At 46.8% G+C, this 23,491-nt stretch carries 23 protein-coding genes, 1 tRNA gene and 2 pseudogenes; 10 read left to right on the top strand and 16 right to left on the bottom strand.

The window, feature by feature from the left end; translation table 11 throughout:
• The first annotated feature begins 60 nt into the window (after nt 1–60).
• The 3 genes from NGM66_RS13220 to NGM66_RS13210 all read left to right on the top strand — a co-directional run bounded on the left by NGM66_RS13220 (nt 61) and on the right by NGM66_RS13210 (nt 4,340).
• Nucleotides 61–1,059: a restriction endonuclease PLD domain-containing protein gene (locus NGM66_RS13220; protein ID WP_208907792.1), complete on the top strand. Its 999-nt coding sequence runs from the start codon at nt 61–63 to the stop codon at nt 1,057–1,059.
• Entirely contained in the window at nt 1,056–2,927 is a 1,872-nt protein-coding gene (locus NGM66_RS13215; RefSeq protein ID WP_245155303.1) for a Z1 domain-containing protein, read from the top strand. The genes NGM66_RS13220 and NGM66_RS13215 overlap by 4 nt, the downstream gene beginning before the upstream one ends.
• Before the next feature lie 327 nt (nt 2,928–3,254).
• Complete coding sequence (locus tag NGM66_RS13210; RefSeq protein WP_208907791.1) at nt 3,255–4,340, top strand: family 20 glycosylhydrolase; 1,086 nt, start codon at nt 3,255–3,257, stop codon at nt 4,338–4,340.
• Between the two features lie 82 nt (nt 4,341–4,422).
• Here the strand turns inward: NGM66_RS13210 and NGM66_RS13205 are convergent, their stop codons facing one another.
• The 11 genes and pseudogenes from NGM66_RS13205 to NGM66_RS13155 all read right to left on the bottom strand — a co-directional run bounded on the left by NGM66_RS13205 (nt 4,423) and on the right by NGM66_RS13155 (nt 13,135).
• Entirely contained in the window at nt 4,423–5,394 is a 972-nt protein-coding gene (locus NGM66_RS13205; protein ID WP_208907790.1) for a helix-turn-helix transcriptional regulator, read from the bottom strand.
• 284 nt (nt 5,395–5,678) lie between these two features.
• Nucleotides 5,679–5,936 (bottom strand): annotated as a pseudogene (locus tag NGM66_RS13200) (HigA family addiction module antitoxin); the annotation flags it as partial.
• A 2,042-nt stretch (nt 5,937–7,978) separates the two neighbouring features.
• Nucleotides 7,979–8,296 (bottom strand): DUF3102 domain-containing protein, encoded by a 318-nt coding sequence (locus NGM66_RS13195; protein ID WP_258115800.1) that lies wholly within the window; start codon nt 8,294–8,296, stop codon nt 7,979–7,981.
• Nucleotides 8,297–8,340: 44 nt separating this feature from the next.
• On the bottom strand, nt 8,341–8,952 hold the full coding sequence (locus NGM66_RS13190; protein ID WP_258115799.1) for a hypothetical protein: 612 nt from the start codon (nt 8,950–8,952) through the stop codon (nt 8,341–8,343).
• A gap of 72 nt (nt 8,953–9,024) precedes the next feature.
• A complete protein-coding gene (locus tag NGM66_RS13185; protein ID WP_015474393.1) occupies nt 9,025–9,477 on the bottom strand; it encodes an ArpU family phage packaging/lysis transcriptional regulator in 453 nt (150 codons plus the stop codon).
• Between the two features lie 472 nt (nt 9,478–9,949).
• Nucleotides 9,950–10,795: a conserved phage C-terminal domain-containing protein gene (locus tag NGM66_RS13180; RefSeq protein ID WP_258115798.1), complete on the bottom strand. Its 846-nt coding sequence runs from the start codon at nt 10,793–10,795 to the stop codon at nt 9,950–9,952.
• A gap of 11 nt (nt 10,796–10,806) precedes the next feature.
• Entirely contained in the window at nt 10,807–11,070 is a 264-nt protein-coding gene (locus tag NGM66_RS13175; protein ID WP_258115797.1) for a hypothetical protein, read from the bottom strand.
• Between the two features lie 352 nt (nt 11,071–11,422).
• Entirely contained in the window at nt 11,423–11,842 is a 420-nt protein-coding gene (locus NGM66_RS13170) for a hypothetical protein (RefSeq protein WP_258115796.1), read from the bottom strand.
• A gap of 102 nt (nt 11,843–11,944) precedes the next feature.
• The gene (locus tag NGM66_RS13165; RefSeq protein ID WP_258115795.1) at nt 11,945–12,214 is read right to left on the bottom strand and encodes a helix-turn-helix domain-containing protein; all 270 of its coding nucleotides are present in this window, start codon (nt 12,212–12,214) and stop codon (nt 11,945–11,947) included.
• Between the two features lie 16 nt (nt 12,215–12,230).
• Nucleotides 12,231–12,923: a Rha family transcriptional regulator gene (locus NGM66_RS13160; protein ID WP_258115794.1), complete on the bottom strand. Its 693-nt coding sequence runs from the start codon at nt 12,921–12,923 to the stop codon at nt 12,231–12,233.
• Between the two features lie 17 nt (nt 12,924–12,940).
• Complete coding sequence (locus NGM66_RS13155; protein ID WP_015474398.1) at nt 12,941–13,135, bottom strand: helix-turn-helix domain-containing protein; 195 nt, start codon at nt 13,133–13,135, stop codon at nt 12,941–12,943.
• 131 nt (nt 13,136–13,266) lie between these two features.
• Here NGM66_RS13155 and NGM66_RS13150 point away from each other — a divergent pair, with 131 nt between their 5' ends.
• Nucleotides 13,267–13,761: a helix-turn-helix domain-containing protein gene (locus NGM66_RS13150; protein WP_258115793.1), complete on the top strand. Its 495-nt coding sequence runs from the start codon at nt 13,267–13,269 to the stop codon at nt 13,759–13,761.
• Nucleotides 13,762–13,825: 64 nt separating this feature from the next.
• Nucleotides 13,826–14,974: a site-specific integrase gene (locus tag NGM66_RS13145; RefSeq protein WP_258115792.1), complete on the top strand. Its 1,149-nt coding sequence runs from the start codon at nt 13,826–13,828 to the stop codon at nt 14,972–14,974.
• 89 nt (nt 14,975–15,063) lie between these two features.
• Here the strand turns inward: NGM66_RS13145 and NGM66_RS13140 are convergent.
• Nucleotides 15,064–15,135 (bottom strand) — tRNA-Arg (locus NGM66_RS13140).
• A gap of 51 nt (nt 15,136–15,186) precedes the next feature.
• Nucleotides 15,187–15,513 (bottom strand): hypothetical protein, encoded by a 327-nt coding sequence (locus tag NGM66_RS13135; protein ID WP_208907788.1) that lies wholly within the window; start codon nt 15,511–15,513, stop codon nt 15,187–15,189.
• Nucleotides 15,514–15,653: 140 nt separating this feature from the next.
• Between NGM66_RS13135 and NGM66_RS13130 the strand changes: the two genes are divergently transcribed.
• The 3 genes from NGM66_RS13130 (at nt 15,654) to NGM66_RS13120 (ending at nt 17,591) form a co-directional block, all read left to right on the top strand.
• Nucleotides 15,654–16,103, top strand: coding sequence for a MarR family winged helix-turn-helix transcriptional regulator (locus NGM66_RS13130; protein WP_208907787.1), 450 nt, complete (start codon nt 15,654–15,656; stop codon nt 16,101–16,103).
• A 27-nt stretch (nt 16,104–16,130) separates the two neighbouring features.
• A complete protein-coding gene (locus tag NGM66_RS13125; protein ID WP_208907786.1) occupies nt 16,131–16,778 on the top strand; it encodes an NAD(P)H-hydrate epimerase in 648 nt (215 codons plus the stop codon).
• Nucleotides 16,779–17,036: 258 nt separating this feature from the next.
• Nucleotides 17,037–17,591, top strand: a complete 555-nt coding sequence (locus NGM66_RS13120) for a M15 family metallopeptidase (protein WP_208907785.1) — start codon at nt 17,037–17,039, stop codon at nt 17,589–17,591.
• A 498-nt stretch (nt 17,592–18,089) separates the two neighbouring features.
• On the opposite strand, the gene NGM66_RS13115 is transcribed toward NGM66_RS13120, so the two are convergent.
• The gene (locus NGM66_RS13115; protein ID WP_208907784.1) at nt 18,090–18,716 is read right to left on the bottom strand and encodes an LVIS_2131 family protein; all 627 of its coding nucleotides are present in this window, start codon (nt 18,714–18,716) and stop codon (nt 18,090–18,092) included.
• Nucleotides 18,717–18,870: 154 nt separating this feature from the next.
• On the opposite strand from NGM66_RS13115, the gene NGM66_RS13110 reads away from it, so the two are divergent.
• Both NGM66_RS13110 and NGM66_RS13105 read left to right on the top strand, forming a co-directional pair.
• Nucleotides 18,871–19,827 carry a linear amide C-N hydrolase gene (locus tag NGM66_RS13110; RefSeq protein WP_208907783.1) on the top strand — a complete coding sequence of 319 codons (957 nt, stop codon included), beginning with the start codon at nt 18,871–18,873 and terminating at the stop codon, nt 19,825–19,827.
• Between the two features lie 154 nt (nt 19,828–19,981).
• Nucleotides 19,982–20,455 (top strand): C40 family peptidase, encoded by a 474-nt coding sequence (locus NGM66_RS13105; RefSeq protein WP_208907782.1) that lies wholly within the window; start codon nt 19,982–19,984, stop codon nt 20,453–20,455.
• Nucleotides 20,456–20,915: 460 nt separating this feature from the next.
• On the opposite strand, the gene NGM66_RS13100 is transcribed toward NGM66_RS13105, so the two are convergent.
• Nucleotides 20,916–22,526 carry a polysaccharide biosynthesis C-terminal domain-containing protein gene (locus tag NGM66_RS13100; RefSeq protein WP_208907781.1) on the bottom strand — a complete coding sequence of 537 codons (1,611 nt, stop codon included), beginning with the start codon at nt 22,524–22,526 and terminating at the stop codon, nt 20,916–20,918.
• A gap of 710 nt (nt 22,527–23,236) precedes the next feature.
• A pseudogene (locus NGM66_RS13095) lies at nt 23,237–23,491 on the bottom strand (IS982 family transposase); the annotation flags it as partial.

Genomic DNA, 23,491 nt, shown 5'->3' with positions numbered 1-23,491 from the left:
GCAAGATCAAAAGCCGTCAGTTTTTGAAAAACATGAAAACTGACGACTTTTTTGAAAGGTATGAATAATTCAGGAAATACTAACTGGACTAAATTGGGCATCGGTTCCATTTACTTGGTAAACAACATGAACTACCACGGAAAAATATATGCTTTTTTGAAAAATAAAGAGCCATTTGAAGCAATTATTGGATCCGCAAATCTTTCAGTATTAGCACCAGAAGGACCACTTCTCCGTCAATACGAGGTAGCAACAACAATTACCAATATCTCCAAATGCAAAGAATTAATTGCCCACATTAACTCGATTATTCAGACGAGCACAGATAACGCAACTGATTTAAGTAACTTTCAGATAAATCATGAGCGAATCGATGTTTTGAATGATGTCGAACGTGTTATCGAAATTACGAAATCGGAATTGAAATCGTACACAAATAAAGAAAAAAAACTGACTTTCCGCATACCCATTAAAGCTCCACACTACACTGACAAATTTTCAAAGGATCCTAAAGCCTACACCCAATCGAATATTAATCTTTGCTATGGCAAGGGCAGAAAAGATACGAAGAGCGGTAAGATTAGCCGACGGAATTGGTATGAAGCTCAAATCACCGTGAGCAAAAAAATCACCTCTCAACCTGGCTACCCCAAAGGAGACCCATTTTACTTAGTCACAGATGATAGTTACAAATTTTTGGCACATTCAACAGCTGCTAATAACAAACAACTAACTGCATATGGCCCTACAGGTAACGACCGAGTATTTGGAAGATGGATAAAGGGCCGTCTAGCAACGGCTGGTTATGTTGAGCCCTACGATGATGTTGACGACGATAAAAACGGTGATGGCATTGTTACGCTAGAAGCTTTGGATAAAGCGCATATGCGGGTAATGGTTTTGACAAAAACTAATACACAAGAATTTGGAGACGTATACCTACGACGTGCCCCAACCAAAAAAAACAAAAAAGGTGTCCTAGACAAAAAACATTCCAAAAGAAAACTACTCGACGTGTGGACTGTTCACTTTGAAGGGCTTGAGGGAGAAAATGAATGATGCAATATCTCAATAACTACATCGCAGGCTTTGAAGCTAAAGGAAGCTTTAAGCAAGCAGTATCAATTAAGAAAACAGCTGCTGAGGTTGGCCAGAAGTATCTAAGCAAGTTTGACTATACTTCCAATCAAATTGGATTATTATTGGGAAATATTCAATCTGGAAAAACTGGTCAAATGTTTGGTATCGCTAGTGAAGCTGCTGATCGTGGCTTTCGATTTTTTTTACTACTAGAAACAGATAGCACATTACTCCAGGAACAAACTTACGAACGTGCTAAACGTGACTTACCTGACTTTGTAGTATGTAGTGAAAATGAGGAACAAAAGTTTCGTAATCATGGTACTGCTCCAGTAATGATCGTAATTAAAAAGAATAGTAGAATTCTTAAATCTTGGGCAGATCGCTTTAAAAACACAAAAATGTTGTTGGGCAATCCTTTGTTTATTCTGGACGACGAAGCGGATGCAGTTTCTCTCAACACCAAGGTCAATCAACGTACAGATAATGACGAAAAGAAACAATCAACAATAAATAAATATTTGAAAGATATCAGAAACACCGCTTTATCTAGTATCTTTCTACAAATTACTGGGACTCCTCAGGCAGTGTTTCTACAGTCAAAAGAATCAAATTGGCAACCAGAATTTACGTACTATTTCGAACCAGGAGAAGGGTATCTAGGCGGAAACTTTTTCTTCCCTGATTCCACAGAGACACCTGATTTCATTAGGTTTACTGATGGTAAAACCCCACAAGAAGTTGCTAAAGAGGCTGTTTTGCGACATCTAGTTGTGTCTGCTCAAGTTCTATTGTCCGGAGGAAAAGTCTCCAATTGCATCATCCATCCTGGAATAAGACAGAATACACACACTGCTGCCCGTGACGACGTTACAGCAGCCTTTGCATGGTGGGGATTTCATCATGATGGCGATGAGTTTAGCCGCGAATTTGATCGCGAATATAACTCACTAAAACCAGTTAAAACAGAGAAGCGGCCTCACGATGAAATATTAGAAAAAGTCCTATCCATGTTAGAAAAAGGATCCTATTCCATTCTCATGCTTAATGGAACTAGCACAGATAGTAGTGAAGATTATGCTGAAGGATGTAACTTTATTATTGGTGGAACCAATCTTGGACGAGGCGTTACATTTGGGCAATTGAATACGTTTGTATACACACGAACCAGTCAAAATCCCCAAGCTGATACAATGTGGCAACATCAGCGAATGTTTGGCTACGATCGTGATCCTGGCCTTATCTCAATGTACAGTTCCCGAGAACTATACAAACTCTTTTCAGAGATCAATTCGACTAATAATTCAATTATTAATCAAGTCAAACAGGGAAACAGCGTCAGAGTTGCATACCCAGATGGTCTCAACCCTACGCGATCCAACGTCTTAGACAAATCATTACTCAACATTGTACCTGGTGGATCACACCACTTCCCGATTAATCCAGTTAACGATACTTACGAGGAGATACAAGATATAGTCGCAAGATTTGGTAATACTGACTCAGTATGCCAAGTTTCATTAGAATTTATTATTGAAATTTTAAAGCATATCTCTACCGAAAAGTCATTTAATATGGACGGATACATCCAAACAATTAATTCAAAAATAACCGATGACCGAGCTGCTCAAGGTGGCCTATTGGTTCGACGCAATCGTGATATAACACATGCTACTCGTGCATTATTATCTCCAAACGATTGGTCAGAATCAAATAAATTAGATGATAAGTTTGTCTTAACGCTATATAGTGTACTAGGTCAGAAAGAAAAGGGATGGAATGGTAGCCCAGTGTGGGTTCCTGATATTAAATTTCCTAAGGCAGAGAATTTTTACATGATTATCTAACGTTTTGTTTCGCACAATTGCTGTATAGCGAAAAGGGATTAGACATTTTATGTGAGTGTTAAAGTGAGCCCCCAAGGTTGGAAGGAAGTCCAATCTTGGGGGCTCACTTCACATCTAATTCTTTTGGAATTTATCAGATGTAAAAATGGTACTTTTCTCAACAACCCAAGCTCATCTTTTACTATTTCTGTTTTCCCACCCACCAAGTCATTTTTCCAACCCATCCCTTCGAAATTTGACCACGCGTAAGCTATCTCGTTGACCTTTTCTACCTAAAAAAGCTATGCTAATCCTATCTTGCAAATTCACTTGTAGAGGAGGGACACCATGCACAGAAGATTACGATTCGGTTTGCTCACGTTGCTCGCGTTACTCAGTATCCTGTTATTCTGCGGTCAACCGACGCAAGCCCAAGCCGCCGCCAACCCCAGCGCTTTTGCCAATCGTCAGGGCCTGTTGATCGACCTTGGCCGGCATCCCCTCTCTGAAAAAGGCCTCCAACAGGTCATTCAGGCCGCGGCGGACCAGAAGTTTCACTACGTCGTCTTGCATTTGAGCGACAACGAACACCTAAGTTTTCAGTCTAAATATCTTAAAAATAAGGCCACCAAAACGGTCCTGTCGCCTGCTGCACTTAAACGCCTGGTCAGTTTTGCCAAGACCCGCGACGTCCAACTGGTTCCTGCGCTGGACGTACCCGCCCACACCGGCGCCCTCTTACGGCAACTGAAAAAATCCCATCCCAAAATCTACCGGCACGTCAAGCTCGACAGTCAGTCTTTGGATTACACCAACCAGGCCACCGTCACTCTGGTCAAGAAGCTCTACCAGGAACTCGATACCAGCTTCAAGAAGCAACCGCAACGCGCGCTCCTTCTCGGCGCCGACGAAGTCCCTGGGACCGACAACGACTACAAGCAGCTGACAACCTTTATCAACCAACTCAATCAATTTCAAAATAAACGTGGCTACACGACCATCGTCTGGAACGACTCGCTCCTAAAAGGTCAGCTCAGCAAGCTCAACCGCAACATCGTGGTCAACTACTGGTCGCAGTCCGGCAACCGCGCTACCACAAAGGCCCTCAGTGATCGCCGGGCCAACCGCGTGTCCGTGAGCGACCTCCTGAAGGCCAAGCGGACCATCGTTAACGCCAATAGCTACGCGACCTACTATCAGCTACAATTCATTGGCAACGCCGCTAACGACCAGTATTTCACCAGCTACCTGCGCGACTCATACCGGCCGTACTTCTTCAATGAAATCAGCGCCACCGGCCAAAACCAGGACCGCACCTACGAACCCAAGGTCACCACGACCGGCACGTTGGTCAGCCTCTGGGGCCACGACGCGCAAGGCGTTAAGACCAGCGCCATCGTCGACTTTATTCATAAATTAGACGTTCCCAAATAAAAAGGACTGGCAGTAACGTCCAGTCCAATCATGTTTTGTGATGACACTTGGCTGTTGGCCGGTGCCATTTTTAGTCTTCAGCTTAGTCCTGATAATACCGCAACGTCTTCGCCAACTCGCGTTTCACCGCCTGGGCCAAGGCCTTGGGGGCAACGACTTGAATCTGCGCACCCTGGCTCATGATCCACAGTAAGGCGCCCTGGGAGGCCAGGTGGTCGCCCTTAATGATGACGCTCCCATCGTCTTCCCAGCTGGTGATTCGTGCATTGGGGAGGCGGTCCAGCGCGGTTTGTGGGTAGCCCCAATACCGGAATTCATACGGGATGTCCGTGCCACCAACCAGCTGATATTCCAAGTCCTGCGGCGTGCCCTCACCCAAATGCTGGGGAACGGTCACCCGCGAGCCCTGGGCCACGTGCGCCTCTTCAAAGCGGTCCAAGCGGTAAAGCACGCTCTTTTCCCGTTCCGGCACGTACAGCACGACATAAAAATAATAATCAGCGAAGTAAACACTCAGCGGGATCCCGGAGCCCGGCCGCGCAATCAATTCTCCCTGTTGGTTGGGCACACTGCTCCGGTAGCTAAACGCAATCGGCATCTGCTGGGCGATCCACTTCGAAAAGCTCTTGAGCCGCGGCAAGATTTCCCGGTCACCATTAGAAAACAACGGTGTGTAGTGCTTCAACGTTTGTTTGATCAATTGCGTGACCAGCTCCTGGTCATCCGGATTCACCAGCGCCACCAGATGGTCTTTAACCCGCAAGAGTTCTGCCGTTGTCAATGACCGTGTGCCAATCACCATTTTAAGCAGTGCCAAGGCCTCCTCGGTCGCCAGTGTACTGCCCTTGGCTAACTGATAACTGCCACTCGTGGCATCACGCTGCATCTTAAAATCAGCTTCATCCCGATCGACCGCATCGCGAATCACCTTAATGTCACGCTGAAGCGTCCGTTCCGTGACCTGATAATGGTCCTTAGTGGCATCGTCAATCGTAATTTTTTCACCACTAATTAATTTAAGTAAGATATTAATCACACGTTCTTGGCTCTTCATCGTCACCCTCCTAAATCACTAACGAACTGGCTGAGCGCCTACTGCCTGTCACTCATGACAGCCACCTCGTTTCAATAAAGTCAGTATACCGTGTGAGGGTGTCACCATTTGTCGCTCGGGAAAATTTGTTGGGTGTTTTTACCCCTGACAGAAAAAATTCTCCCCATCAATACCGGTTGACAAAGAGCCGAAAAAAGACGCCAGTTATTCACTAGCGTCGCATAAAATTTCAAAGATGAATTTCAATTCAAATCAGCCACCTACACTGATTTGACAACTTAGCTCTTAGCTATCTTCGCATCATACTGCGCTTGCAGATTAAGCCACGTTTCCGTGGAGACACCTGTTACTTTAGCGAGTTTATCTGCAGTTACTGCGCTGACGCTGTCTTGACCATTAATAATGTTGCTTACTATTTTACTCGAAACTCCAAGTCGCTCAGCAAATTCTGCTTGCGTGATATTTAAATCATCAACAATCTCCTCAACGTAGGCTCCAGGATGAAAAGCAATCAGATCTTTGACTTCAGTTGTATTCCCCATAATACTTACCTCCGTAACTCCAATTATTGTATTTTTACTAGTGTTCGCAAAAACTTATTTTCTACTAAGCCATTGATGCTAAGTAATAATCGCTATAAGCCACTGCCACCACCCAGAAACTAAATGGGCAATCTGAGCATAACGGGACACACACATCTCGTCAACTAAACAGCGCTACTTTTGCTAAAAGAAAAGACGCCCCCAAAACCTGGCGTCAATTCAACGATTCTATTCAATTTTAAACACAATGCGCCCCCCGAGGGCTCTTTATTCAAATTCATAAGATACCAATAGTGACTGTATCCCTTGCTGTATAAGGGATTATCACACCATCAACTAACTTCATTATAGTTACGTGTCACCAAATTGTCACCACGGTGTCACCAGTAAACACGGCAAGGGCGATGGAACTGTTAGCTTAATGGCTAGCAGTTTTTATTTTGCTCTCACATCCGTTATGGTTCCAAGCCATGACGAACCGTGTACCGTAGAATGGCACCGAACTCGATCAATCTGACTGACCGAATAAGTACCGTTATCGTTCAAAACGATAGCGAAACAGGTTACTTGAAATCACCTGTTCACCGACACTGAACGTAATTTTCCGCTAAGTTGTTTTCTAGTCGTCCTGAACGACCTCGAATGCTCTAAGTTCTCCGGATGCACTTAGCCAAGTGAACATGCTTCACCTACCCCTGTTATTTGCCTTATGTAAGATTAACGCCACTTGATGGAATAACTAGGCTAATGAACCAAGTTAGTGCATCAGATCAAACGCTTGTAACCAATCCCGTATTTCGGGTTCACTTCTAGCTATCAATTACCCTTTAACCACACACATTAAAACTTCTTACACAATACGGTGTAAAGTACGCTATCACCTTTTAGTCCAATCTGGCTCCCCAAAATTGGGGAATGAGGTCTTAGCAGCATGTTTAATCCATCCACAGAGGGAGTATGCAATTATTCTGCACGAGTGTGGAAAGGATACTCATTTTTTGAGCCCCCTTCCAAAAGAGGCCCTATCCGGTACCGTTAAGGATGCACATTGCCACTTATGACAAACAAAAAAGGGTGGCAAGTCACCCCCCACATTCATACCTTCAAATAAATATACCCCACATTCACGCTAGACTTCCCTTGTGGGAGTGGTGATTAGTCATTTACCGAAGACAAGTCAGAAACATGATCTATCCCGTACAATACCGTCGTGAATCGCTACTCTATTGGTGGTATTCCCCACTATTCCCTTATTATCCCATGTCCGTAACTGTAGTTACGCTTGTGTCTCGTAGTTGGAACTACACACCGCTATTCAATCCCGAATAAATGTTAGCATTTGCAAGCATTCTGACTAGTATTTACGATCACGAACAACCGTAGTTGGAGTTACCCTTGTTCGCTAGAAACGGATCACAATTAAGCCATCATCAGGCACCTCAAAGCTATCCTCTGTAATGGTCTCGTTGGTTCCCATATCATTAGTTGAATCGCTTCTAACCTTAACTACAGCGTCACTATCGAACTGTGAGAGGTACGCTATCATCTCACCAACTGTAAAGGATTCGTCCATGCTATCCCGCCTTTCTAACTAGCGTTTTATGTCTCAATTAAACAACTAATTCACGTCCATTGCATCCCCCGAATATGTGCAACTTTGGGTGCACCCCTAAATTAGAAGGTTGCACCCTTTTCGTGTACTCTGAATGACTTCTTCAAGCCCTAACTTGTCAGCAATTGTCAGCATTATACAGCATGCTTAGGCTAGTAATTGCTGGTCTCTTATCCTTACTAGAATCCCATGCAGGTTGCACCTTTTTACCCGGATTCACCTTAACAATTCCTAGGGTGCAACTCATATCATAAGGCCAATATTTACCACCAAATGATCCCAACATCTCCCAACAATCCAGTTAAGGTTTGCAAGGGGGTAACGACTGGGTTTTGCAAGGGTGTGTGGCCCCGTCTCTGTCTGTTTGACCGTATCGGGGATGATTGCTTAGGCCAATAGAAAAAGCCCTGACAACCAGCGTCAAGGCCATTCATTGTCTCACTGGTATAACGGCCATCTCATCAGGCTTTTTTACTTTCCCGGAATCAAGTTGCTGTGGCTTATCGCGTTCAGTCTCAGGCATAGTGGCAATTTCGTACAAAGCAGCTATTCCCAAATGCGACATCGATGTCGTATTTAATTCTGGATCAGACGCTACCTTAATAAATCGTTGAGCCATTCGCGGTTGAATATCAATATTTTGGAGCCATTTTCCAAACTCTCCATGCGCTAAATCATTCTCCTTCACCCACTTCAACCGACGTCCAATTTCAAAGATTGCTTGGCCGCCGATAAATCTCCAAAACATACACTCGTATACTTGAAATTATCCAGATTCATCAATTATCTGCGCTAAGCCTGATTGCTTAACTTATCTAATCTTTCTCGTATTTCAGTAATAATTTGATTTGTTTCGTTCTCTATAGACTCATGTAGATCTTTGTTTCGCTGTATTCCTTTCACACTAACAGCATAAGCCTTCATGCCTGGCTCAAACCATCTGTATGTGAACAGGTTAAATAACTCATTCATATCTTTTGAAATACTTTCTAATTTCTTACTAACGCTTTCTGAATAAAACGGTGCATTTTCACGTCTAACCCGAGAAAAGTCATTAAAAGCCTGAACAAAATCTTCATCTCGTTGTTTCATAACCACTAACTGGTCATCGGACTTTTCGGGTAAGCTGTCCATAATCGGTTGCAATAGACTTGAGGCATCATATGCTGCAATCAAACTTTTTGACAAATCTTTATAAATTTCCAGTTCTAAATCAAATCGTTTTTGGCTGATATGTGACTTATCACTTAATTGATGCCTCATAGATTCCAGTTCTTTCTCAGTTTCCTTTCTGGAATGTTCCGCATCACGTTGCTTGACTATAGTCCAAATTCCTCCAATGATAGTGGTAAACCACAGAAGAGGGCTCATCTGACTGAAAACATCCACGACTATTTTCCACATTTTTCTTTTCTCCTTTAAGTATAACTATCCGTAGAATAACAAAACCCCAGCGTCTCCGCTAGGGCCAGTCTTCTATTCTGCTTGGTAAATGTGTAAGTCGTCCAGAAAGTAACAGTCAGCGAACTCTAACAACGCCTGTGGCTTGTATAAGTGGGAGTAGCTAGACCCGGACCGACCGAGGGCCATATAGCATTGGGTATCTGAATACCCCTTGAAATACAGCATATCCAATATGTCCTGACTTTCCTGATCGCATTGGCTAATGGCCTGTTTAACCTGCTCAACGACCTGTTCTGCATAGAGATGTTGGACTATTCGACGATCACCGTCATTGTTGCTACCAGACCCCTTAGGCATTCCGTCTAAGCGCTGTGAGCGTAATTCAGTCAATGACTTTGAAGTTATCCGAATCATACGCGGCAACGTCCGAGAGAGAAAACTAGCCACCTTCTGCCGGGTCTTCTGTTCGTTTACTTCTGGAAAGATGTCACTCATACTTACGTTCTTAAAATCAATATCTGTCACCGTTCACAGCCCCCATTAGTCCACCGCATTCGTGGTAAAATAAGTTGTTGAGTTATTTTGGTGAGGGCCGTTGATATGGCCTTTTTTCTTTGGTTTCGACGTCGAAAATTCGTCAGTCACAATTGGGCTGAATTCTCAGCCGAACTATCTGACTCGCTAAAATGGTACCTAAGTTAAATTTAGGGCATTGACTGCTGAAAATACAGCCACCAGAACTGAGCTGAGTATTCAGCCTAGTTAGGGACGAATAGGCATTTCACTTCTCTTTGAGAGGGATGCCCCGAGTTTTCGGGCTAGTTGATTTGACTGCTCAATTTTGAGCCATCAAACTCAGTCAACTTGATTGACCCACTTTCTCTTTGAACATTCGCGCAAAATCGCGCACATCTTTCTCTTTCGCGCGGAACTCTTTCTCTTTTCTTAGACCCAGTGGTTCAGAGGTCAGTACATCCCTGCCTAGCAGAGAATTACATTAAGGCGATTCTTTGCCTGCTTCATACTGTTTTTCCAATCCTGCCATATAAGCATCATTAGCAGCGGAACCTTCTTCAACACTTAAACCCCGTGGTTCAACAGAACCACCATTGGACTTAGCCTGATTCAAATACTTATCCATCTTGTCTCCAAACAGTGTACTAGGCTGTAAAAATGGATTCATTTCAGTAACGTCTTTCCATTCTCGAGACTTGTATTTGATTACATCCATAAATTCCTGTTCAGTAAATCCTTCACTGAATCTGGTTTCAATTAATTCTTTAGTTTTATCTGTTACATGATAGCTATGACCTGATTGCTTATTTAAGTAATCAATAATGGATTTAATGGTTGTCTCTTCTGCTTGGTGTGAACGAAGTGAACTGGGTTCCTGACTATTATGTGTAGTCTCTGTATAGTCTCTGGTATTGGTTTGCCCATTTTGGGTACCATTCCCTACCCATTCTGGGTATGAACCCTGCCCATTTTGGGTAGTGTCTAATTGAAGTGCATCCAACTTTGAATAATCAATTCGATACCAAACGGTTTTGTCGTACCCAGCTTTATTGAATCGATCAGTAATTAAATAACCGTCGTCTTTCAACTTCTTTATTGTACGAATGATTGTATTCCTACCCCAAAACGGAAACTCATTTTGCCATTCTCGATACTTATGGTAAGTCCAATAATACCCATTGCGGTAGTTCGTTGATCGTTGCAACCAGTAGTGAACTTGGCTTAATATTATTGCCTCGTTCAATCCCAATTTCTTAGCTAGGGATGGATACACAAGCAATGGCGATCCGTCCTCAACCAGCTTCCGTTTACTAGGATTCATCCCCATTGAATCACCCCCTATCTGCTACGGTGAGTGTCCGCATCGAGTATCTGGCCTATTTGGTCATCGACCTGCTGTAGGTTGTCCCTGGTCATGATGCTAAGCCAATTCATGCTGTCGAATAGCCGTTCAGCTTCATAGCCAACGCCCTTCATATCGATTTTCCCTTGTCGGTAGTCACCTACCACATCAGAGAGAACATCCAGCATTTCAGCCACCGCAAACTCCATACTCTTAGTTTCAAGCACCGTAACGCGCACATCGTCTAAATCAAAATTCATTGTCTTAGGTCTCCATTTCGTGATAAAATGAAGCCACAAAAGGCCTTATCAGGTCTGCATATTCTGCATTCGTCCACGCTAACTCGCCAAAGTAATAGCGTGGATTTTTTTGTGTCTTCATTCATGATTTTCTAACTCCAATATCAGAGGGTCGCAATTCAAGGCTCCCCTAGTTATTCCGAAAAGACGGATAAACATTAATCCTAACGTGCGGACAAAAGTGTACGACTGTATTTGTAACAAATTGTGACAATTCCCCACTACGTCCGTGTTACTCAATAATGGGAATCCCACTTAATCCTTGAACCGAGAAGCAACAACGCCAGTCACTGCACCGTCCACTGTTCTAATCTTAGCTGTTTTCTATCTTCTGTAACATTGACTGAGCTTCTAGACGTTGCTCTGGTGTGCTTTTAGGGTCCGCTAGTCTACGAGTGGCCAGTTCCTTTATTACATAAGTATCAGCCATCCACTCACCATCAATCAGTATGAAATGACTATCCTTGAATTCTGCATATACAGGCCACTGACGCTTAAAGTCTGCCAACGATACGACTGGGTTAGGTTCACTGGAAACTGATGCTGAACGTTCAATTAGCCCCATTTTTAAGGCCATACAGGTAGGCTCGCCCAACTCATTCAACACCCCTTTTTCAACCATGATCTGATAAATCTGGGACTTAACGTTGTTCACCTTTTCTGGTGCAATCTGACCACGCTGACTTGCTATGACGAACGCGTCTTCTACTAATTTTGGATAAATGATCTTCATGTCTAAACACCCTTCTTAACTATTCAGCGGAAAACTCCGCTCAATTCAATAACAAATCGTTATGCAATATCTACCGACTAAATCCATCACCCTGCCGTGGTTTTAGATTTGATGTTCCATCATAAATTTGTCGGCTGACACCTTACTGATACGGCTGATATTGCCAACTGTAGTTACTTGTAAGCCCTGATTAATGAACTCTGTAAGCGTCTGTGGTGCTATGTGGAGATACTTAGCCGCTTCTTGCTTAGTCATGTAAGGGCCATACTTCTGGTGCTCCCCAGCTTCCTTGAAAGCCACGATAGCCATCTTCTGCATGACGGATCCAATCTGGTTCATTGACTTATCTGATAGTTCAAATGGAATCTCCATTCTGTACACCTCCTGATTAACCTGTAATGGCTTGCTGTGGCTTTTCTAGCTTAATCTGATAAATAATACCTTGGTTAGCTAACGTGGCCTTAATCTGCTTGTAATCCATGCCTAACTCAATCAATACGCTTGTTTGTGACTTAACCTTACTTAAAGCAGCAGTTTCATCTGCCGTTAGATATTCCGTAATGGCCTGATGTTCGGGGATGCCCCGTAGTTTTTTAATCTGGGCGGTGTTCATCCCCAGCGCCTGCTTATACATAAGGCGGTTCAGGTTGCTGTATGCGTGACTGTCGTCCTCGAATGCATCACTGTTAGCAATGACATCGTTCAGCCCTTTAGACGACTGTTTACCGAACTTGAAAGCCACACGTTGTGCTATTAATTCTTCCTTCATGGCATAAAACTGCTTAACTAACGCCTTTTTTAGAAAAACAATCTGTCGGCTATTTCCAATCAGAGTAATCAAGGTCGTTGCCTGTTGGTCATTAAGGCGCCAGACCTTGCGAGGACGGCCACCCTTACTTCCCTTCGGAGGTTTATGCATGAAATAGACTAAACCTCCAAAGTCTTCTAGGTCTTTTTTAAAGGTTTCAATCTTTGCGTTTACCCCATGATGGGTCAGCCCTGCGTACTTCGCGATAATATCGCCGGTGGTATATGGCTCTGCGTTCACACTACCATCGGTAAGAAACACTAGTTCATTCATACGGGCCCGGACACCTCCTAAACTTGCTTATAAAGCCAATCATTTAACTTATTAGCTGTACCAACTCGAACATTGGTACGCTCACCGGTTAAAATCTTATCCAACGTCCAACGGCTGACTCCCGTTTCCTTTGAAAGGGATAGGACATTTAAGTTCAATTCACCACGCTTTCTGCGCACGGCCGTTAGCATATCCTTAGAAATTTGTGCCATTCAGTTCAGCCTCCTTTCGTAGCTACATTTGTGGAACTAAATTTATTCTACAAAAGTAGAAATATTTTGTCAACTACATTTGTAGAATAACTATGCTATAATACTAATTAAATCGTTATGGAGGTGATTTTTTGAATCGAATTAAGGAGCTACGATTAAAGCATAATTTGACCTTAAAAGAACTTTCTACTAGAACAGGAATTTCTGTTTCTTCATTGAGCGCTTATGAACGTGGCGACCGATCTCCCAAAATAGAAGCACTTGAAACACTCGCCAAGACGTTCGATGTCCCATTATTCTACTTATATGGTTCTGCTGGCCGTGATGGTCAAATAAGAGAGGTCGCACCCTACCTAACGCTTAACGATGATGGAACTATCGCACTTAACATTCCTGATGATTTTCAAAAGGAAATCCAAAAAACTTACAATGAAATACCTGAGCCAGCACAATTCGGTTTTGATGTATTTAATAACGTTTGGGAAAAAGTCGACGAGTTTGCATTCAAAGTTCCACCTTACATTAAAGATGCTGTGAACCTATACTTCTTAAAGCTCTTAAGTCGTGCCAACTACACCGATCAAACGGGAAATGATCCAACTCATGGACACAACAGTTTCAATTAAATAGCCATCCCCACATTTCTTACATAACATCGCCCTGCCGTGGTACGTTATGGAGGAATTAACAATGGCAAATTTTAAGCAATATACTAAGACAAACGGAACCAAGGCATGGGAGTACACGTTGTCTCTAGGCTTTGATCCAGCTTCTGGTAAGCGAGTACGTTCACACAAGCGCGGTTTTCAGTCCAAAAAGGAAGCCCAAATAGCAGCAGGTCGTGAGGAATCATCGGTATACGATCATGGCATTAAAACAGGTCGTAAACAGTCCTTTCAGGAAGTCTACGACCTGTTTATGGTTCAGTATCAAAAAACGGTTAAGAGTAGCACTCTGCGCAAGGCATTGGGCTTCTACCGTAACCACATCCTCCCCGCGTTCGGCAAGAAGGATATTAAGAAGGTCACACCGCTTCAATGCCAGCACGTCATTAACGACTGGTCTAAGTCCATTCAAGACCCTAAGAAGGTCATGAACTACGCCAGCAAGGTGTTTCAGTACGCAATGCGTATGGAACTGATACAGCGTGATCCAACTAAGCTCATCACCATTCCAGAACGGAAAGACAAGCCAACCGGGGATATTGACGGTAACTTCTACGACAAGGACGAACTCAATCTCTTTTTCCAATGCCTGAACAAAGAACGTAACGAAAAAGCCAAAACCCTATTTAGGATTCTGGCTTATACAGGGATGCGTAAGGGCGAGTGTCTGGCTCTGAAATACTCTGACATAGACTTCACCACTGGCACCATCTCAATTACACGCACGCTGTCCAATGGCGTTGATGGTCTCATGCTGGAAACACCTAAGACGCGTGCCTCTATTCGGACTATTGATATTGACCCGGAGACGCTGAACGTGATTACTCGTTGGCGGTTCACCCAAAAGAAGGCCATGCTCATGCTAGGATTCAACATTGGCAACGACCCCGACCAATTCGTTTTCACCAACAATAAAAACAATCTGCTGACGCCTTCCCGTACGACTATCTGGCTCGATCAGATTATCAACAAGTACGGATTGAAGCGCATCACCACGCACGGCTTCCGACACACGCACGCTAGTATGCTTTTTGAAGCCGGTGCATCTATCAAGCAGGTACAACAACGGCTAGGCCATGCAGACGCGCAAACAACTCTGAATGTCTATACCCACGTCTCCAAACACGCTAAGAAAGACACCATTAACAAGTTCGTTAAGTATATGGAATCCTAGCAATTGTCACCAAAAGTGTCACCAACAAAAAAGACGCTAGCCACAACTAGCGTCATTACAACGTTTCTAACGGTTCATACCCGATTAAATGCGCCCCCCGAGAGTCGAACTCGGATCATGAGGACCGAAATCTCATGTGCTATCCATTACACTAAGGGCGCCCAACGCCTACATTTTAGCGCAATACTAGTTCAATAGACAAATAATTTTACTTAACGTGCACCCGAGGCCTTAATTGCCTGCTGTTCCAAATAATCTTCGGTGGCGTCCGCATTCTGCCGGAAGTCCGCGATGAACGTGTCACCCTGTGGCGCTACCGTGGCGGTTTGCTCGCCATTGATGTCGGTGACCGTCAGTTGTTCTCCAGCCCAATCCGCCGTGTCGTAATGGCCGTCCTCAATCTGGTCCAAGACATTTTGGAAGATATCCAACACCGCCTGGCGAATGATGGTGTCCTCCGTCACGTCCTCACCGTGTTGCTTCAACTGTAGCTGGCGTAGCTGCACCTCGTCCATATCCGTTGGTACTTGAATAAACATAGTTGTGCCTCCCATAATTAGTTTTATTGCTATTCTAGCACGTTCCGGCAAAGAATAGAGGCAAAGCGTTATCCTTCTCACAAATCTGGTGTAAACTAGGAGTATGTAAACGACTATGACTTTAGGAGGTGGGGCGACTCATGGAAGACTCGATACTGGACTTTACCACGAACTTGGCCATCCTCCACCGGCAATTTCAGCGGGCAATGAACCAAATTCTGGAAGCCGACAAGATGCCCATCAACATCACAGAATTCTATTTATTGGTGCTGGTCTCGGAGACCAGTCAGCTCAATCAACGCCGGGCCGCTTGGACGATGGCGGTCGATGAAGGCCTGATGGCGCGCATGGTGCACCACCTGGTCGATCTATCCCTGCTACAAAAAGAAACGGACCCAGACGACCGCCGCAACCGCCGCTTGACCCTGACCACCGACGGGAAAAAGCTGGTCAAGCAGGCCATTACCGTCCTGCACGACTGGTGGCAACAGGCCACACCCACCGATGCTGACTTCGACTACGCCAGCATCACTGCGCAATTACAGCTGCTATCTTCACGGGTCCTCCGTGATCAGACTGAGAGTCACTAGCCACATTTCCTACGAGGAGGGATTTGTATGAGTAAAGCCATTACCATTGCTGAGGCCCAACGCTACGATGCGCACACGATTAACGTGATTGGTATCCCCGCGCTAGTCCTCATGGAACGCGCTGCGCTGGCCACCTTCAATAATATTTTAAATGACGATTTCGACCTATCTCACGTTGTGGTCGTTGCCGCAACTGGCAATAACGGCGGTGACGGGATCGCGGTCGCCCGGTTGCTAAAGGTACGGGGCATCGACGTTGAAATTTATCTGCTGGGGGACCCCGACAAGGCCACGCCCCAAACGACGCAACAGCTTAAAATCGCCAATTACTACGATATTCCCATCACAGAAGACCTCAATCACGTGGTCAACGCGACTGTGATTGTCGACGCCATCTTTGGGGTCGGCCTGTCACGGGCGGTCACCGGCAAATTTGCGGACGCCATTAACGCCATCAATGCGGCCGACGCCAAGACCGTTGCCATCGACGTGCCTTCAGGCATCAACGCGGACACCGGTGATGTCATGGGCGTCGCCGTCGTGGCCGATACCACCACGACCATGGCCTATAACAAGATTGGCTTACTGACCACGGTCGGCAAGCACCACGCCGGCACGATTCACGTCGCCGACATCGGCATCTACGCCCAAGACCGGTTGGAACCCGCCCGCTAATTGGACGGTCACTTAACCAACCACCGAAATTCATTTAGAGAACGACTGAAAACGCGTAAAATGGGACGTGCGAAAGCTGAGTGACTTTCGTGTTTCCCGACCAACGGCTGACCGAATTGCGCGGTCAGTCGTTTTTTTCGTGGCCGCATTTCTCCGAGCCATTTCACAAGCTTTCCCCGCGCAAACCCGGTATACTAGGAATAAGTAGCGGCAGTGCTTTAACTTTGCCAGCCGCAGAATACACTTCGGAGGTGCCCCATGTCACAACTCGAAACTGGCTTTACCAACGTTCAAGCGCTGGATCCCAGCATCTTGGTCGACCTGCGCTATGCCACCACTGACAATTTTACCCATCACGTGATTTATGATTTCACGACCGCCATCGCGCGAACCGGCACGGCTAAGAAGCTCGCCCGGGCCAGCGCACTCCTGCGGGAACAAGGCTACCGGCTCAAAGTCTGGGACGCCTATCGTCCCGTTCCTGCCCAGGAAAGATTGTATGAGGTTTATCCCGACCCATCCTTCGTGGCCAAACCGAACCCGAATTTCTCCCACCAAAAGGGCGTGACCTTTGACCTGACGCTGTGTGACAGCGACGGTAACGAGCTGGAAATGCAAACGCCTTTTGACGATTTCACATCAGCGGCCCACCGGGATCATCCCCGCACGGCCACTCAGGAAAAGCACTACCAGATTCTCAACCAGGCCATGGAAGCGGCCGGGTTCTTCGGCTACGAAAACGAGTGGTGGGACTACCGCGACACGCAGATGGACGACTACGCCCCAGCCGCCGCAGATCCCAACGATTTCTGACTTATCTACGCTGGCCGCCTACCGTTCGCTAGATATGAGTCGGAACGCGGTGGGCGCCGGCCCGAGCCAAAGAGCGGTCTCGGACCTCAACTTGAAGCCGACAACCCACGTCTCCAAGTTGCCAGTTTTCTAACCAGCAAGCTGCTAAGAAAACTCCCACGGCTGAACTCATATCTAGCGAACTCTCGGCTACAGGGATCATTCATCATCAATTGGTCTAATCCTTGGCGATAACTGAGCTACAACTAAATCTAGCTTGATCCAGTATCACTGATAAACACTGGTCAACGCAGTCAGCTAGCAGTGAAACGACCTGAGTGACTGGCGACTTTTGCTAGACTTTTAAGCTAACCGGAAAACTGCCTCTCAGGCTGAAGGTGGTCCCCACAGTATTACGTTTCAAACGTGGCAAACGGTAAGGCGGCCAGCACGAACTATATATCACTGATAAAGCAAAATCGCCTATCACTCTCAACGCGAGAGTGGTAGGCGATTCTTTTATTCGCTTTGCATAAAGGAATGATCCGGAATCCGAATCAGCGTGAAGCGGTTGGCCAAACGGCCGGCGTGCAAGCCAATCCCGTTGACGAAGGACTTCTTGTACGTTGTCTCGATGACCCCGACCCAGGCGCGCTGGTGGCGTTGGTCATACTTCGCCACCTTTTTACTGTCCCACGTGTAGGCCGACGCTGGCAAATTAATCGCCTTCTTGCCCGCCGACACCGTGGCATCCGTACTGCTGACCTGGTATTTTTCACCCTCGGTCAGGTATGTATAGGTCTGAACAGGTTTCTTCCCCGTGCTGTTGTTCACGGTCACGTAGTACGCGGAGCCGTTGCCACTACCCGTATTGATGACCAGCGGTTCGTAACGCGTGGTTTGGCTGACCCGGTCGCCCAGCTGGTTGACGTTTTGGAAGAAAGTCGTGTAGCTCATTCCCCCGAAAAATAGTAGCCAGACCACTAACTCAATCGTTGAAATGGTAAAGTTGCGCCAAGAAAAACTGTGGTGTTCCTTCACAATCAGTCGGATGCGGCGCACGCGCATGTCGTGGACCATCCAGACCAGCGTTACCAGGACCAGCAACCACAGTGCCATCCCGACCAAGTTCCATGTCGATTTCATTTTCCCAGTTCCCTTCCAAAAAATAAGTCTCTTATTTAGACGTTCTCGCTGATGGTGCTGCGCATCGAACCAGTCTCCTCCATAATGGTATACTTAAATGGATATTCTGCAACGTTAATCACCCAATTTTGGTTTTCAAAAGGAGGAAACCCTCGTGTGTACTAGTCTAACCTATACGGCCGCATCAGGCCACCACTTTTTTGCCCGGACGATGGATTTTCCGACGACCACGCCCTGGCGTCCCGTTTTCTTGCCGCGAAATTACCACTGGCGCACGGCTTTGGGGGATTCGCGGACGACGCGTTACGCGCTGCTGGGGGGCGGCCGCATCGCCAGTGATTTCAGTGCCTATCTGATGGCGGACGGCGTAAATGAAACCGGTATCACGTGTGCTGAACTCTACCTCCCCGGCGCCGTCGACTACGCGGACGGCCCGGTCGCTGGCCGCATCAATTTGACACCGCAAGACTTCATCAACTGGGTGCTGGGCGAACACGCCACCCTGGCCGAAGTCGTGGCCGACCTGCCGCAAGTCACGCTGGTTGGCAAAAAATGGGGGGCTGACCGCTACGTCTACCCCTTCCACTGGATCTTAAGCGACCGCCAGGGGCAAACGCTGGTGATCGAACCCACCGGCGGCCCCCTAACGGCTCAGGTCAACGTGGCCGGCGTCTTGACCAACACCCCCATCCTCGCCACTCACCTGCAAAACCTCAATGACTTTCTGCAAGTACCCGGCACCACGTTCACGACCGCCACGCGCCAGGCCGCACAAGCCTACATTGCCAGTGGCCAACCGCTGCCCGCGGGTCCGGTACCCACGCGGCGGTTCGTGCACACGGCATTACGACGCTGGGGAACCCCATTAGCCACCACGACCGCGGCCGCCACCACCCAACTCTTCCGCTGGTTAGCCGAGGTTCAGCTGCCTTACGACCCATTACGACGGCACGAAGGCAACCACAACTACACTCATTATCGGGGCGTTATTGACTTGGACCGCTTGACTTACAACTTTATTCCCCGTACGACCCACCGCTTGCAACAAATCAAATTAACCCCTGAAATGGTGGTACACCGGCATTTTCCGCATGCTTATTCTGCCGACTAACGTTAAATGTTGCAAAGCTTAACTTTACCTTTAATCCGATTGATATTTCTTTGAGACATTTCTGTAACAACTCCCTGATAGTATTAGTCATGTTGAAACGAAGCAAGACATACAAAATACTAAACTTAATTGAAAAAGGAGTTTGTTTACATTTATGAAGAAGACGTTGACTGATATTATTTTAACTTTGATGGCCACTGTGGCCTTTGCGATTGCCGGGTTTGCGATTACCCAACCCACTGACGCTAGTGCCGCTACGATGTCCTACGACAAGATCCACAAGGTTGCCAAAGCGCAATTAGGAAAGCCTTACGGTTGGGGCGCAACTGGTCCTTCCCGCTTTGACTGCTCTGGTTTTACCAGCTACGTCTACAAGAAGGGTGCTTCTAAAAAGATTCCACGGACTGCCCAAGCCCAATACAACAAGTACAAGCACGTGAGCTACAAGAACATCAAGAAGGGTGATTTGGTCTTCTTCGGTGGTTCCAAGCGTTCTATCTCTCACGTTGGGTTATACGTTGGTAACGGTCGGATGATCGATTCCCAAAACCGTGGCGTTGTGACTGAAGCCGTTCACGCCCCATGGTGGCACGCTGTTGGTTACGCCCGCGTTGGTACCGTCGAATAAAGTTAAGCACCACTAACAGTTCCAAACTTCATAAATGAGATAAACTGTATCCCCCGTCGTTGGTCGCGACGGGGGATTTTTGGTTTAGTCAGTAACATAGTTGGCGCTGGCCGCCTACCGTCGTGCCCAATAGGGGTTGGAACGCGGTGGGCGGACCGGCTGAGCCATAGAGCGATCTCGTCCTCGCTTTGAGTCGAAAATTACATCTCAAAGACGCCAGTTCCCTAACCAGCCAAAACCGCTGCTAAGGAAACTCCCACGGCTGAGCCCATATTGGTCGCGACTATCGGCTACGTTATCTAATGGTCAGCTAGTTTAGCCCCTTAGTCCTTGTCATCTCGCAATTATCGTCAGGTCGACCTCGGTATTTGACTGACCTAATACTAGACGCAAAAACAGCGGCGCAGAGCTGACAATTCTGTCAAATCTGCACCGCTGTTTGCTATTCATCAAAGCCACCCTACCGACGTAAGGCCAGCTTGATGGGCCGTTTGAAAATCAACTGGGACACGCCCAGCCGGTTAGCCAGAATGATGTAAATTCCTAACGTCACCAGCCCCAGCACACCCACGTAGCTCATAGCGAGGAGCTTACTGGTGAAGAACAGATGGCCGAACGCCCATTGACAGCCGTCGACCAACACCGTCGCCACCACGGCAAAAATCAAATTTAGCCGGGCAATGGGGCCAATCGCATTGAGCTGAACGGCATAACTCCGGCGAATCAGCCGCCAACTGACCACCGTGATCCCGCCAAAGGCGATGCCGGTCGTCAGCAGTGCGCCGTAGCCTTGAAATGCATAGACGAACGGTAACTGGAGCACGATTTTAATGCCCAGCCCCGCTAATAGGTAGGTTGTGGCCTTTTTACTCATCCGCAGTGCCTGCAGCACGGTCAAGAGGTCCAAGGCCAGCCCGAGAACCAAGCTTTGCCAGACGTTGGCCACCAAGTAAGTCGCCCCGGCCCCATCGAAGTTGAAGAAGATACCGTACGTGGGGTAGGCAAATACGCTGACCAGGATCACCAGTGGCAATAAGACAAAGGTTAATAGTTGAAAATTATTCGTCAATAAGGCACTGATCTGTGGTCGATTGGCCTTGATGTCGCCCAATTTACTGGCCAACAACGGTAGCGACGTTTCCGCCACGGCCATGGCCAGGGACACGATGACCGTGGTAATCTTGTTGGGATTGGCGGAGAAAATCGTGAAGATGTACTGAGTCATCGCCGCCGTTTGGTGTAACATCCCCTGCATAATTTGTTTGAAGAATAACTGATCCACCAATTGACTCAGAGTAATCCCCGACCCCACAATCACAAAGGGAATCGACTCATACCCAATCATCTTGAGTAGCTGACCAGCGGCGTGTTGCTTGTTGTCTTGGCTCTTAGCCGCAAGCTGACGGTACGTGCCGCGTTGCCGCCAGAGATGGCCCAACAGGTACAAATAACTGCCGACCGCCCCGACGAAGGCCGCCGCCACACTGATGAAGACGGCCTGCACGTAGCTTTGGTGCCACACTTCAATCAGCAGGTAGGTCCCGCCCAGAATCACAATGATCCGGATAAACTGTTCCCACAGCTGCGAAATACCGAACGGCTTCAGGTCACCGTTTCCCTGGAACCATCCGCGTAAAATGCTCATAGACGGCAAAATAACGATGGCGGGTACCAGGCAACGAATTGCCACCGTTGCGTTGGCCACCGAGCTCACGGGGCTGTTGGCCGCCAGCACGGGCGCTAACCCATATAGCAAGGCGCCGCAGATGATCCCGGACGCGACCATGAAACCAAAACCCGCCACGGCAATGTGTTTGGAATTTTGAAAACTATCTTCACCATTAAAGAACGCCACCCGCCGGGCAATTGCGGACGGAAATCCCGCCGTCCCCAGCGCGATGAACAAGGCATAGGGCGTATACGCCGTGTTAAACAGCGCCTGCGCCACGGTTTGATGTTGCGGCGACCCAATCATCGCCAACCACGGAATCAGGTAAACTACGCCTAATACTCGTGAAAAAATGCTCCCAAATGAGAGCCAAAATGATCCAGAAATAATTTTTTTATCCATAAAAACTGCTCTCACTCTTCTAGTCTAATGCGTCAAGCACCACTAGTCAGGATACACTTCTCACCTGGCGCTGTACATAACCAATGCCGGCACACCGGCAAAATTTCCGGATACCTGGCAAACGACTGGCGCCTGCCGTTGCGCGAGTAAGCACTGAAACGCGTGATTCTGACCGGTACGTTAGATGACGCCATTGCCTGCGGCTGCCAGGAGTTCCACCTGCTATGGGGGACTCTTCCAGCCTGAGGAACGGGCTTCCAGTTCGCTTGAAAGCCTGGCACGAACCGCCAGTCTCCCAAGTCGCCCCACGCTGTAGGCTGAGACAAGACCTCAGCCAACACCGTCGACACAGCTGGTTCCACCCCTGGCCTCCTCCGGCACGATTGTCTCTGTCAAATACCAAACAGAGCGTCTCCTGGATTGCGTCACCATTACCGCTACGCAAGTCTAGTAGTTAACCACAACCTGTCACACAACCGCAGTAGTCTCACTGTCCGCACCATACAGTTGATTATAGCCAGCAAAAAGAGCCCAGGATTATCGGGGTTGCTGAAAAAGTAGGCTGTTGAGAAGTTTTTCTAAGCTCTTATCTAAAATAGAGAGACTCAAATCTGGTGTTTTTCCAGATTTGAGTCTCTCTTTGCTTATTTTGAAGAGGTCTTTCCTCTTATTTTTCACTAGTTAACGTGTTGTGCTAGCTTTGTAACTTTTCAATTAATCTTAAGCCCGCTTAACCCTTGTTCTAATTGATGATGAACTTTAATGACATTCCAGAGAAAAAGCGTTGATAACCGGCTGTTAAGGCCGCTCATCGTATCAGTCTCTGGGTGTTCAAAATGGCCGACCTTGTTCAAATTACTAAAACAAGTCTCGATGTGTCGCCGCTGGTTCTTCAAGAATGCTGAGTTGACTTGCTTACTGTGTCGCATGTTCTTTCGCAATGGAAACCACAGATGAATCCCAAA

The organism is Levilactobacillus yiduensis (assembly GCF_024718525.1).
GTDB lineage: Bacteria > Bacillota > Bacilli > Lactobacillales > Lactobacillaceae > Levilactobacillus > Levilactobacillus yiduensis.
This window is presented reverse-complemented; position numbering and strand designations above follow the sequence as displayed.